Below are 12,485 nucleotides of genomic sequence, written 5' to 3'. Positions count from 1 at the left end.
CGGGCCTGGCCCGCTTAGTCCGGCGCAGCATAAGCAAAGGGGCCGGCGAACCGGCCCCTTCTATGCCTAGAAATCCATGCCGCCGCCCGGGGGCATGGCCGGCGCGGTTTCCTTCTTGGGCTTTTCCGCGATCATCGCCTCGGTGGTGATCAACAGCCCGGCCACGGAAGCGGCGTCCTCGATGGCCGTGCGGACCACCTTGGCAGGGTCGATGATGCCCCACTGGTAAAGGTCGCCATACTCACCGGTCTGGGCGTTCCAGCCATGGGCGTAGTCGGAGTTTTCGAGCAGCTTGCCGACAATGATCGACCCGTCTTCGCCGGCGTTGAGGGCGATCTGGCGCGCCGGAGACTGGATGGCGCGCCGCACGATGTCGACGCCGGTGCGCTGATCGGCATTTTCGGGCTTCAGTGCTTCGAGCGCCTTGACCGCCCGCAGGAGCGCAACGCCGCCGCCTGGCAGGATACCTTCCTCGACTGCTGCCCGCGTGGCGTGCATGGCATCGTCCACCCGGTCCTTCTTCTCCTTGACCTCGACCTCGGTGGATCCGCCGACGCGGATCACGGCGACGCCGCCGGCGAGCTTGGCCAGCCGCTCCTGCAGCTTCTCGCGGTCGTAGTCGGAAGTGGTCTCCTCGATCTGGGCCCTGATCTGAGCGACGCGGCCCTGGATGTCGGCCGTGGAGCCGGCGCCATCGACGATAGTGGTGTTCTCCTTCTCGATGCTCACCTTCTTGGCGGTGCCGAGCATTTCGAGCGTCACGTTCTCGAGCTTGATGCCGAGATCCTCGGAGATGACGTTGCCGCCGGTAAGGATGGCGATGTCTTCCAGCATGGCCTTGCGGCGGTCGCCAAAGCCAGGCGCCTTGACGGCCGCGATCTTGAGGCCGCCCCGCAGCTTATTGACCACGAGGGTCGCGAGAGCCTCACCCTCGACATCCTCGGCGACGATCAGCAGCGGCTTGCCGGTCTGCACGATCGCTTCAAGCACCGGCAGCATCGGCTGCAGGTTCGAGAGCTTCTTCTCGTGGAGCAGGATGTAGGGATCTTCCAGCTCGACGCGCATCTTTTCGGGGTTGGTCACGAAATAGGGGCTGAGATAGCCGCGGTCGAACTGCATGCCTTCGACGACATCGAGTTCGGTTTCGGCCGTCTTGGCTTCCTCGACCGTAATCACCCCTTCGTTGCCGACCTTCTGCATTGCCTCGGCGATCATCTTGCCGATGGCCGTCTCGCCATTGGCCGAGATGGTGCCGACCTGGGCTATCTCGTCATTGGACGTTATCTTGCGGGCATTCTTCTTGAGCTCTCCGACGACGGTGCCGACGGCAAGATCGATGCCGCGCTTCAGATCCATCGGGTTCATGCCGGCGGCTACGGCCTTGGCCCCTTCCTTGACGATGGCCTGGGCCAGAACCGTGGCCGTAGTGGTGCCGTCACCAGCCTTGTCATTCTGCTTGCTGGCGACTTCGCGCACCATCTGGGCGCCCATGTTCTCGAACTTGTCGGAGAGTTCGATCTCCTTGGCGACGGTAACGCCATCCTTGGTGATGCGGGGAGCACCAAAGCTCTTTTCGATCACCACGTTGCGGCCCTTGGGACCGAGGGTGACCTTCACCGCATCGGCAAGGGTATCGACGCCCTTGAGCATCCGATCGCGGGCATCAAGGGAGAATTTGACTTCTTTAGCAGCCATTTTGTCGTCACTCCTGAGACGTAACGAGTTTGACTCTGGGTAATGAAGGCCTCAGGCGGCCTTCCGGGCTTCGGCGACGGGCTCGATGATGCCCATGATGTCGCTCTCTTTCATGATGAGCAGTTCCTGGCCATCGAGCTTGACCTCGGTGCCGCTCCACTTGCCGAAAAGCACGCGGTCACCGGGCTTGAGGTCGATGGCGATCAGTTCGCCGCGTTCGTTACGCGCCCCGGGACCCACCGCGACCACTTCGCCTTCCTGCGGTTTTTCCTTGGCAGTATCGGGGATGATGATGCCCCCGGCCGATTTCTGCTCCGCGTCGATGCGCTTGACCACCACTCGGTCGTGCAAAGGACGGAACTTCATGAAGCTTCCTCCATTGGACAAAAACAACGATGTCTAGAGTGCCGGGCGTCAGCGCGCCCGTGCGGAAATGAGCTAGGAAACGCGGTTTTTGGCTTCAAGGGGGAGGCCAAAGATTTTTTCGCGGCGCGCCGATGGCTTGCTAGAGCGTTGAAATCGTTATGGAACGACGTCGAATGTGTGGCGCTGTGCGAGGGGCAACCACTTCGTCGCACCCGCCCTGGGCAGCAGCCTCCATTTTCGCGATCCCGATTGCGCGTTGCTCGAGTTCATCTCGCACCTGCAACAGCCACGTTTGCCGGCCGACACATAACGGCCTACTGTCGAGCATTGGGACGAATGCGGCTCCGCCCGTGTGCGCCCTATTGCCGACAAAGTCCTGGGCCGCATTCAAGCCGCCGGGACCTGCGGCCACTGCTGCGCAGTTACCGCAGCAACCGGGAAATCTTCGGGCGGAAAACGGGGGAGTTCGGGCGATGATTGACGATGAGGGCAAGGGCGTGATCGGTCGTCGCGCCTTTCTGTTCGGAGTCACCGCCGGTCTTGGTGCGCTGGCGCTGGCCGGTTGCGCGCCGGCCGGGATGAGCGTGGCGGAAGCGGAGCGGGTCTACGGACCGCGGCCGAACGAGCGTTTCCCGATCCCGGCCGCCAAGATCAGCAAGATCGACCCGAAATACTACCGCCGGACGGTGCGCTACGACAGCAAGGAGGCGATCGGAACGATCATCGTCGATCCGCGCAACCACTACGTCTACCGCATCGAAGGCGACGGCATGGCCACCCGCTATGGCGTCAGCGTCGGGCGCGCCGGGTTCCTGTGGAGCGGCGATGCCTATATCGGGCGCAAGGCCGAATGGCCGATCTGGACGCCGCCCAAGGAGATGATCGAACGCCAGCCGGAAGCCGCCAAATATGCCGGCGGCATGAAGCCGGGCCTCGACAATCCGCTCGGCGCCCGCGCGCTCTATCTCTACCAGAACGGCGTCTACACCCTCTACACGCTCTACAGCACCAGTGTGCCCGAAACGATCGGCAAGGGCATCTCGAGCGGCTGCATCGGCCTCATCACCCAGGACATGCTCGACCTCTATGACAAGACGCCGGTCAATACGAAGGTGATTGTGCTGAAGGCATAGGCCGTCACTGGCGAGCGTCCCTCCTGGCTTCCGCTAGCGTAGTCAGAGTCGGAATGCTCGCACACCGCTTGTTCTTGTTTCGTTCTTGGTGTTATCCTCTCTTCCTTCCGCGCAAGGAGGACAGGAATGTACCGCCAACCCCTCACCACGCCCGGCACGGCGCCGGAACCCAAGGCCGAGAAAACCAAGCTGATCGTGCTGCTGGCGTTCGATCGCGGCGACGACGGCGAGCTGCTGCCGTCGTTCGAGCCGCGCGAGATGCCGGATGAGCGGCGCGCCGTGCAGACGGCGCGCGAGATGGCCACGCGGCATCCCGGCGTGATCACCTGGTCGCGCGACGCCAACCTCAGGGAAGGCGAGTTCGGGCCGCCGGTGGTGCTGTTTCAGTCCGGTGACGTGCCGGATCTCGAGTGACGAACTCTCGCCGCTGGCAGCGCAGCGGAACGCGCCATCGCCCGGCGGCCAGCTCAGGCGCTACCGCCTCGGCTCGTAACGCAGCGCCACGGCGCCCGAGCTGAGCTCTATCCGGTCGACCAGCTTCAACTCGACATATCTGGAGAGCCCGGCGAACGGGGTGGGGCCATGACCGGCAATCCGGGGTTGCACCACGAATTCGTACTCGTCGATCAGGCCCAGCTCGGCCAGCGCCAGCGGCAGCTTCACGCCGCCGGTGAGCAGCGCCTTGCCCGGCTGCTGCTTGAGCTTCTCGACGGCTTCGCCCAGGTTGCCGCTGAGAAGTTCGGCGTTCCAGTCGACCCCGCTGAGCGTGCTGGAAACGACGTATTTCTGCATCGCGTCGATGGTGCGGGCGAAAGGTTCTGTCCACTCCGGCGGCTTTGAGGTTCGCGTCGCCAGCCGCCACGCCCCTTCCATCATCTGGTAGGTGACACGGCCAAACAGCAGGGCGTCGGCCCGGCCGATGCTCTCGGTGGCGTGGCGATGCGTGGCGCGCAGCATCGCCTCCTGCAGCGCCGGATCGGTCGGAATGGCGTTGTGGTCGACGCAGCCATCGAGCGTCACGTTGATGGAATAGAGAAGCGGTCGCATCAGGGTCGTTGCTCCTTGCTGGCGCGCGCCGCGATGGCCCGCTCGAACCGTTCCAGCTGGGTGGTCAGCGCGAGGACTGCGCCGCGCGTCATCTCGGGATCCGGGTGACGATCGGCCGTCAGCACCATCCGTACGCGCCCGGCCTCGGCGTGGAGCTCGACCAGCATGTCGTAGGGATAGGACTCGACGCCGGGGACGAAATCGATGTCGAAGCGGATGCGCAGCCTCTGGTGGCGCACGATCTCGAGGAATCGGCCACTCACCCAGGCCGAGAGCGGCCTTTCGAGGTTCGCCAGGTAGGCGACCTGCTCGGCGCCCACCGCGGTCATCACGTGATCGAATGCGCCACCGACCCACGGCTCGAGCACCGACACCTCGAAGCGCATGCCTTCCGGCGCGAACCATGCCTCGAGCCCGTCTTTCGTGGTCCACAACGCCCAGACGTCCTCGATCGATGCCTCGTAGATCCGCTCGAAACTGACGGTTGCCGCGCCCCACTCAGTTACGGGCTCCATCACCTCTTCCCCTCGATGTCCCCTGCGCTCTGCCGTCGCGCCAGGGCGGCGTCGAAACGCTCGAGCCGGCTCTCCCAGAGCTTGCGATAGCTCGCCACCCAGCCGTCGATCGCCTGGAATGGTTCCGCTCGCAGCGAATAGAGGCGCCTCGCCCCATCGGGCCGCATGGTGACGAAGCCGGCTTCGCCGAGGATCCTGAGGTGCCGCGAAACACCGGACTGATCGATGTCGACGGCGCGAACCAGCTCGCCCACAGCCTGTTCGCCGCTCGCCAGGGCCTCGACGATACGAAGCCGCGTCGGGTCGGCCAAAGTCTGGAATACGCTTTGTTGCATCATGATGCATATGTATGACGGTGCATATGACAAGTCAAGCCGCGCTGGCCTGAGATGCGACGTTCGAAACGTGGACCGCGTTCCGTGACCAGGACCGCCGGAGGTGGTGAGAATAGCTGGGTGGTCGTCGCTGCCGCGTCCCGCCTCAGATCCTGTCCTTGAACACCTCACCACCCCGCATGATCAGCGGCATATGCGCGCCATCACCCTGCAGCCGGGTGATGTCCGTCAGCGGGTCCCCGTCGACCACGATCAGGTCGGCATGGGCGCCAGCGGCGATGGTGCCGATCTCGCCGGTCATGCGGCAGAGCTCGGCGCCGACCGTGGTGGCCGAGCGGATGATTTCGGCAGGGGTCAGCACCTTGGCGAGGAGTTCGAACTCCATGCAGTGGTACTTGCGCAGGCCGCCGAGGAGGTCCGAGCCGAAGGCCATGGGGAGACCGGCGTCACGCATAATGGCCAGCGAGTTGAGCCCGCCCGAGCGCACCACTTCGATCTTCTCGAACTCGGCCGGCCCCAGGCCCAGCGCCTTGCCTTCGAGCCACAGCGCGTCATAGGCGACGAGGGTGGGAACGGCGATGCAGCCTTTCTCGGCCGCGAGCTTTGCCGTTTCGGCGCTGATCAGGTTGCAGTGCTCGAGCGAGTGGACGCCCAACTCGACGCAGCGGCGGATGGCGGCGTCGGTGTAGACATGGGCCGAGACGTAGAGCCCGGCATTCTCGGCTTCCTCGACCATGGCGAGGATTTCCTCGCGTGAATACTGGATCGAGTGGATCGGATCGTTCGGCGAAGAGACGCCGCCATTGGCCATCACCTTGATGAAGTTGGCGCCCTCCTTGATCATGGTGCGGCAGGCGGTGCGGACCGCATCGACGCCATCGGCGATGTAGCCCATCGAGCCCAGCCGGTCCGACATCATGCCCGGGCGGTCATCAGTGCGCTTCCTGAGGTCCGCATGGCCGCCGGTGGTGGTGAGGCCCTTGCCGCAGATGACGATGCGCGGCCCGTCGATCAGCCCTTCCTCGATACCGCGGACCAGGCCGTGATCGGCGCCGCCGAGATCGCGGATGGTGGTGAAGCCGCGCTGCAGCATTTCTTCCATGACGCGGGCCGAGCGGAGGCCGGCAAGCGAGGAGGGGGCGATCATGTTTCCCCACAGGTCGAGCGTTTCGGCGACCACATGCACGTGGCAATCGATCAGTCCGGGCATCAGGGTACGGCCGCCAAGGTCGATGACGCGGGCGTCGGCGGGGGCGGCGAGGCCGGCGCCGACTTCGGCAATGCGGCCATCGCGCACCAGCACGACCAGCCCCTCGCGCAGCACGCCCTCTGCGGCATCGAGCACACGGCCATTGATGAAAAGCGTCGTCTGGGGCATCGGGGAGAACTCTCTATCTGTGGTGGCAGGCGGCGAGGCGCCCGTCGGGTCGTTCGGTCAAAGCCGGCTCGCTGGTGCGGCAGATCTCGGTCGCCAGCGGGCAGCGGGTGTGGAAGGGGCAGCCGCTCGGCTTGTTGATGGCGCTCGGCACATCGTCGCTCGAGGCGCTGAAGCTGTGGCGATGGCGCGGGTCGAGCGTCGGGGCCGCGCGGGTCAGCATCTCGGTGTAGGGGTGGGTCGGCGCAGCGAACAGCAGCGCCTTGGGGGCGATCTCGACGATCTTGCCCAGATACATCACCGCCACTCGGTGCGAGATGTGCTCGACCACCCCGAGGTCGTGCGAGATGAACAGGTACGCGATCCCTAAGTCGCGCTGCAGGTCGGCGAGCAGGTTGAGAATCTGCGCTTGCACCGACACATCGAGCGCCGAGACCGGCTCGTCGCAGACGATGATATCGGGCTTGAGCGCCAGGGCCCGGGCGATGCCGATGCGCTGGCGCTGGCCGCCCGAGAACTGGTGCGGGAAATTATCTGCCTGGTCGGGCCGGAGCCCGACGCGCGCCATCAGTTGCGCCACCTCGGCGTCGCGTTCGGCCCTGGTGCCGACGCCATGGATATCGAGCGCCACCCGGATGGCGTCGCGCACCCGGCGGCGCGGGTTGAGCGAGGAGAACGGATCCTGAAAGACGATCTGTACCCGCCGCCGGTAATCCTTGAGGTCGCGGCGGCGGAAGCTGCCGATCTCGGTGCCGGCGAAGCGCACCCGGCCGCCGGTCGGCTTCACCAGCCCGAGCAGCGCCAGCCCGGTGGTCGACTTTCCGCAGCCGGATTCGCCGACAAGGCTCAGCGTTTCGCCGCGCTCTATCGAAAAGCTCACCCCATCCACCGCCTTGACGGTGGCGGACTGGCGCTGGAACACCCCGGATCGCACCGGGAAATGCACCTGGAGATCATCGACGGCGAGAAGGGCTTCAGCCATCGACATGCTCCCAGCAGGCGGCGAAATGGCCGGGCCGCTTTTCCTCTAGGGGTGGCCGTTCCTCGAGGCAACGGGCCGAGGCGCGCGGGCAGCGCGGCGCGAAGGCGCAGCCCTTGGGCAGGTCCCAGGGCGGCGGCACGGTGCCGGCGATATCGACCAGCCGGTCAGTTGCTGGCCGGCCGGCCACTGGGCGGGGGATCGCCCCCATCAGCCCCAGCGTATAGGGGTGGATGGGGTGCTCGAACAGGTCGTAGACGCTGGCTTCCTCGACGCGGCGGCCGGCATACATCACCACCACCCGGTCGGCGACTTCCGCCACGACGCCGAGATCATGGGTGATCAGCACCAGCGCCGTGCCGAGCCGCTTCTGCAGGTCGGAAATCAGCCCGAGGATCTGCGCCTGCACGGTGACATCGAGCGCCGTGGTCGGCTCATCGGCGACGAGAATCTTCGGGTCGCAGGCGAGCGCCAGGGCGATCATGGCGCGTTGCCGCTGCCCGCCGGAGAGCTCATGCGGAAACTGTCCGGCCCGACGGGCGGGGTCGGGCATCTGCACCAGCTGCAACGTCTCGACGGCTCGCGCCATCGCCGCCTTGCGGCCGAGCTTTTTGTGCCGGCGCACCGACTCGGCGATCTGCTCGCCGATGGTCAGCACCGGGTTCAGCGCCGTCAGCGGCTCCTGGAAGATCATCGCGATCTCGACGCCGCGCAGGTCCTCCACCCGATGTTGGGACATGGCGAGGAAATCCTCGCCATTGATTTCGATCGTGCCTTTGCTGGCGCTCGCCGCATCGGGCAACAGGCGCAGCAGCGACAAGGCAGTCATCGATTTGCCGCAGCCGGATTCCCCGACGATGCACAGCGTCTCGCCGCGCTGGACGGTCAGCGCCATGTCGGCGACGACAGGATAGGAGCCGCGCTCACCGCGGATCCGGATCTCCAGGTCCTTGACGGCAATCGCCGCGCCGACCGTGCTCGTCGCCAACTGCGCCACCCGTTACTGCTCCGCGCCGTCGAGGTTGCCGACCATGAAGCCGTAATCCCCGGCCTCGACCAGGTTGCGGCTCAGATGCTGCATCACCATGATGCCGTTCTCGAACGGGGTGGGGATCTCCTCGATGGTCTCGAAATCATAGGGGCTGACGACCCGGCCGAGCAGTTGCCCGCCCTTGATGATCTCGCCATTGGCGGGGCTGAGCGGTTCGAGCCAGCCGCCATGCTTGGGCCGGATGCCGACCAGCTCGGTCACCACCACCTGCTTTGGCGGCGCCTGCACCGCGCCGGCGATGACGCCGAGATAGCGCAGCTGGTTCAGCATGCCGTCGACGGTGCGCTTCACATAGGGGCCCTGGTCGACGATGCCGCCGCCGAGCTCGATGGTGGTCACCTTCATTTCGGGCCGGCGGTCGATGGTCACCGTCTTGGTGGTGCCGGTATAGACCGTGCCGGTCTTTCCGGTGGTCGGGCGGTAGAGGATCTTTGAGCCGAAGGCGCGCGAAAGCCCCTCGTCGCTCCAGATATAGACATAGTCGACGGTCGGGCGGTCGGTGCCCGAGTGGAGATCGATATTGGCGTCGAGCTTGTCGAAATAGTCGCGCGCCAAGGCGAAGGCGAGCTGCTGGGTGTAGTTGCCGCGATCGTCGCCCGGGAACTCGCGGTTGAGGTTGAGCTCATCGAGCGGGGTGAAGCGGTGGTTGACCGCGAAGGCCTTGGGGTTGGCAACCGGCAGCAGCAGGATGCGGCCCTTGAGCGGCATGTCCTTGAGCACCCGATAGAGCTCGAGGATGGCCTGCGAGCCGGCATTCTCGTTGCCGTGAATGGAGGCGGAAATGCCGACGGTGGGGCCGTCCTGTTCGCCGACCAGTTCGTGGATGAACAGCACGGCATCGCTGCCATCGGCGTGGGTAGTGAACTTGGGCCTCAGCTTGTTGATCTGCTTGACCATCGTTTGTCGTCCTTAGTCCTACTTGTTGGCGCCCAGGCGCGTGAGCTGGCGCGGATCGAGGATGTCCCTCAGCCCGTCTCCCAGCAGGTTGAAGCCGAGCACCGTCACCATGATGGTGGCCCCGGCAATGATGGAGAGCCACGGCTCGTCGCGGATGAAGCGGGTGCCGTACGAAAGGGTCCAGCCCCAGGTCGGGGTCGGCGGCGGCAGGCCGAAGCCGAGAAAGCTCAACGCCGATTCAATGATCACCGCGGTGCCGAGCCCGAGCGAGGCGAGCACGATGATCGGCCCCAGCGTATTGGGGAGGATTTCCATGAACAGGATGCGCGGCCAGCTGGCGCCGAGCGCCTTGGCCGCCTGCACATAGTTCTGCTCGCGCAGCACCAGCGTCGTGGCGCGCACCACCCGGGCATATTCGGTCCAGGTGACAGCGATGATGGCAGCCGAGATGTTGACGATCCCCGGCCCCAGCACCGCGACGATGGCGAGGGTGAGCACCACGGCGGGAAAGCCGAGGAACACGTCGGTGATCCGCATCAGCAGCATATCCACCCAGCCGCCGAAATAGCCGGCGGCAAGGCCGACACTGGTACCGATCAGCGCCGCGACGGTGACCGAGATGATGCCGATGGAGAGCGAGATGCGCGCCCCGAAGATCAACCGGGACCACAGGTCGCGCCCCAGATTGTCGGTGCCGAGCCAATGGACGGCCGACGGCAGCGAGAAGCGGTTGCGCATGTCGGGCTGGTCGACGCCGTGCGTCGCGAGCAGCGGGGCGAACACGGCGAGGAACACCAGCGCGAGGATGATCAGGCCGCCGATCACCAGCGAGGGGTTGCGCAGGGGTTTTGGGATCCGCATGGCGCTAACCCAACCGCACGCGCGGGTCGACCAGCGCATAGAGCAGGTCGACGACGAGGTTCACCAGCGCGAAGATCAGCGCGAAAGTCAGAACGATCCCCTGGATCAGCGGCAGGTCGCGCTGCGACACGGCCGAAAAGGTCAGCTGCCCAAGGCCCGGCCAGGCAAAGATCATTTCGACCAGCACGGCGCCGCCGAGCAGCGCGCCGAAACGCAGCCCGATGACGCTCAGCACCGGCAGCAAGGCGTTTCGCAACGCATGGCGCACCACGACGCGCGGCCGGCGCAGCCCCTTGGCATAGGCGGTGCGGACGAAATCCTCGCGCAGCACTTCCAGCATCGAGGTGCGCACCAGCCGCGAGATGATCGCCGCCGAATTGGCGGCGAGCGCCAGAGCGGGGAGGAGAATGTGGAGGATGGAATCCCACAACACCTGCGGACGGCCGCTCAGCGCCGCGATGATCGCCTCCGGCATCGGCGCGCCGCGACCGATCGCCGGCAGCCAGTTGAGCTGCACGGCGAAGGCCAGCATCAGCAGCAGCCCCAGCCAGTAGACCGGCATGGAGACGCCGAGCTGCGCCAGCAGCATCGTCGCGGTGTCGATCAGCGAGCCCTGTCGCACCGCGGCGAGGACGCCGAGCGTCACCCCGATCAGGCTCGCGAGCAGCAGCGCCACCACGGCGAGCTCGATGGTCGCCCCGATGCGGCCGCCGATGATTTCGCTGACCGGCGCGCTCTGGAAGATCGAGCGGCCGAGATCGCCGTGCAGCAGTTGCCAGAAATAGGCGCCGAGCCGCACATACCAGGGGTCATCCAACCCGAGCGTGCGCCTCAGGTTGGCGATCATTTCGGGCGACGCCTCGGGGCCGAGCAGCACCGCGGCCGGATCGCCCGGCACCAGCAGCAACAGCCCGAAGGTGACGACGATCATGCCGACCGCCATCGGGATCAGCAGCAGCAGCCGGCGGATGACATAGGCTAGCATCGCTGCAGCCCTCGGGATGGGTAGGCGGCTCGCCTCATGCGATGACGATCTCTTCGATGCGGCGCGGATAGTGGGTCATGCTGTCCGGGCCTTCGGCGGTGACCAGCACGGTGTCGGCGATGCGGTAGCCGGCAAAGCCGGGGATGGTGATCGAGGGCTCGCTGGAGGCGATCATGCCGGGTTCGAGAATGGTCTGGTCGCCGGCCTCGATCCAGGGGGACTCGTGGAACATGATGCCCATGCCGTGGCCCACCCGGTGCAGGGCATTGTCGGCCATGCCCTCTGCGCGGATATAGCCGAGCGCCAGGTTGTCCGAGGAGGCGCAGGTGTGGCCGGCGATCAGTGCGGCGGTAGCCAGCTTCTGCGCCTCATAGGCTACCGAGTAATGCCGCTGCTGCTCGGCCGAGGGCTCGCCGACAAAGAAGGTGCGCTCGCTCTCGGCCGCTCGGCCGCCGACCCGGCAGCCGAGCGACAGGATCAGGCTTTCGCCGCGCTTCACCGGATTGCCGGTCGGCATGCCGTGCGGAAAGCTCGAGCGGATGCCGGAATAGACGAGGCCCGAGGCGAGGCCCTGCACCAGCATCAGCTCCTCGTGCTCGGAATACATGATGTTCATGGCGTGCCGCGACACGTGCTGCTCGATCTCGATCTCGCTCGGCAGCTCGCCGCCTTTGCGCACGGCCTCGCCGATCAGTGCCACGCCGGCGCGCACCATCTCGTCGGAGATGCGCGCTGCTTCGCGGTGCAGCACGATCTCCTCGGGGTATTTCCTCAACCGCATCTGCTGGACGATGCTGGAGGGCGCCACCTTGGCATTGGGGAATGCCGCCGCGATCTGCGCGATCCGGCCGAAGGCAATGCCGTAGCTGTGGGCGACGGTGCCGGTCTGGGCCGGGAGCGCCCGAGCGAGCACGTCGAAGGGTTTGTCGACCCCGGGAAACTCGAAATAGATCACCGGCTCGGCAGCGATGATCTGGTGCGCCGCATGCCCCTGTTCGAGCCGCGGCAGCAGCAGCCAGGCGCCGCTCTGGCTGATGGCGAAGACCACCGGCCTCTCGGTGGTGTAGTGCGAAAAGCCCGTGGTGTAGATGACATCGTCATTGGCATCGAGCAGCAGCAGGTCGACCCCGGTCTCGGCCATGCGGGCGCGGATGTCGCGATGGACGCGGGCATAAAAATCGGCGCCAAGGCGCTGCGAAAACGTCATGTCATCTCCTCGATGCGCTCCAGGCAAAGCGCAGTAAAA

At 65.8% G+C, this 12,485-nt stretch carries 14 protein-coding genes; 2 read left to right on the top strand and 12 right to left on the bottom strand.

Annotated elements, in window-relative coordinates; genetic code table 11:
* Positions 1-66 precede the first annotated feature (66 nt).
* Positions 67-1,695, bottom strand: coding sequence for a chaperonin GroEL (gene groL / locus AC1ROK_RS06885; protein ID WP_492845180.1), 1,629 nt, complete (start codon positions 1,693-1,695; stop codon positions 67-69).
* 51 nt (positions 1,696-1,746) lie between these two features.
* Complete coding sequence (gene groES / locus AC1ROK_RS06880; RefSeq protein WP_492845178.1) at positions 1,747-2,061, bottom strand: co-chaperone GroES; 315 nt, start codon at positions 2,059-2,061, stop codon at positions 1,747-1,749.
* 473 nt (positions 2,062-2,534) lie between these two features.
* Between groES and AC1ROK_RS06875 the strand changes: the two genes are divergently transcribed.
* Positions 2,535-3,194 carry a L,D-transpeptidase gene (locus AC1ROK_RS06875; protein WP_492845176.1) on the top strand — a complete coding sequence of 220 codons (660 nt, stop codon included), beginning with the start codon at positions 2,535-2,537 and terminating at the stop codon, positions 3,192-3,194.
* Positions 3,195-3,320: 126 nt separating this feature from the next.
* Positions 3,321-3,608, top strand: a complete 288-nt coding sequence (locus tag AC1ROK_RS06870; RefSeq protein WP_492845174.1) for a hypothetical protein — start codon at positions 3,321-3,323, stop codon at positions 3,606-3,608.
* A 60-nt stretch (positions 3,609-3,668) separates the two neighbouring features.
* On the opposite strand, the gene AC1ROK_RS06865 is transcribed toward AC1ROK_RS06870, so the two are convergent.
* The 10 genes from AC1ROK_RS06865 to AC1ROK_RS06820 all read right to left on the bottom strand — a co-directional run bounded on the left by AC1ROK_RS06865 (position 3,669) and on the right by AC1ROK_RS06820 (position 12,446).
* Positions 3,669-4,241: a dihydrofolate reductase family protein gene (locus tag AC1ROK_RS06865; protein ID WP_492845172.1), complete on the bottom strand. Its 573-nt coding sequence runs from the start codon at positions 4,239-4,241 to the stop codon at positions 3,669-3,671.
* On the bottom strand, positions 4,241-4,756 hold the full coding sequence (locus AC1ROK_RS06860; protein WP_492845170.1) for an SRPBCC family protein: 516 nt from the start codon (positions 4,754-4,756) through the stop codon (positions 4,241-4,243). The genes AC1ROK_RS06865 and AC1ROK_RS06860 overlap by 1 nt, the downstream gene beginning before the upstream one ends.
* Positions 4,756-5,094: an ArsR/SmtB family transcription factor gene (locus AC1ROK_RS06855; protein ID WP_492845168.1), complete on the bottom strand. Its 339-nt coding sequence runs from the start codon at positions 5,092-5,094 to the stop codon at positions 4,756-4,758. Before AC1ROK_RS06855 ends, AC1ROK_RS06860 begins: the two co-directional genes overlap by 1 nt.
* A 142-nt stretch (positions 5,095-5,236) precedes the next feature.
* Entirely contained in the window at positions 5,237-6,469 is a 1,233-nt protein-coding gene (locus AC1ROK_RS06850) for a metal-dependent hydrolase family protein (RefSeq protein WP_492845166.1), read from the bottom strand.
* Between the two features lie 13 nt (positions 6,470-6,482).
* Entirely contained in the window at positions 6,483-7,448 is a 966-nt protein-coding gene (locus tag AC1ROK_RS06845) for an ABC transporter ATP-binding protein (protein WP_492845164.1), read from the bottom strand.
* The gene (locus AC1ROK_RS06840; RefSeq protein ID WP_492845162.1) at positions 7,441-8,433 is read right to left on the bottom strand and encodes an ABC transporter ATP-binding protein; all 993 of its coding nucleotides are present in this window, start codon (positions 8,431-8,433) and stop codon (positions 7,441-7,443) included. The genes AC1ROK_RS06845 and AC1ROK_RS06840 overlap by 8 nt, the downstream gene beginning before the upstream one ends.
* Positions 8,434-8,445: 12 nt before the next feature.
* Positions 8,446-9,393 (bottom strand): succinylglutamate desuccinylase/aspartoacylase family protein, encoded by a 948-nt coding sequence (locus AC1ROK_RS06835; protein WP_492845160.1) that lies wholly within the window; start codon positions 9,391-9,393, stop codon positions 8,446-8,448.
* Between the two features lie 18 nt (positions 9,394-9,411).
* Complete coding sequence (locus tag AC1ROK_RS06830; protein ID WP_492845158.1) at positions 9,412-10,254, bottom strand: ABC transporter permease; 843 nt, start codon at positions 10,252-10,254, stop codon at positions 9,412-9,414.
* A 4-nt stretch (positions 10,255-10,258) separates the two neighbouring features.
* Positions 10,259-11,239 carry an ABC transporter permease gene (locus AC1ROK_RS06825; RefSeq protein WP_492845156.1) on the bottom strand — a complete coding sequence of 327 codons (981 nt, stop codon included), beginning with the start codon at positions 11,237-11,239 and terminating at the stop codon, positions 10,259-10,261.
* A 34-nt stretch (positions 11,240-11,273) separates the two neighbouring features.
* Positions 11,274-12,446: a M24 family metallopeptidase gene (locus AC1ROK_RS06820; RefSeq protein ID WP_492845154.1), complete on the bottom strand. Its 1,173-nt coding sequence runs from the start codon at positions 12,444-12,446 to the stop codon at positions 11,274-11,276.
* Between the last annotated feature and the right edge of the window lie 39 nt (positions 12,447-12,485).

It is taken from the genome of Devosia sp. GW821-FHT12F11, assembly GCF_058806655.1.
Note: the sequence above shows the minus strand (reverse complement) of the source record. Positions and strands in the feature narration are given on the sequence as shown.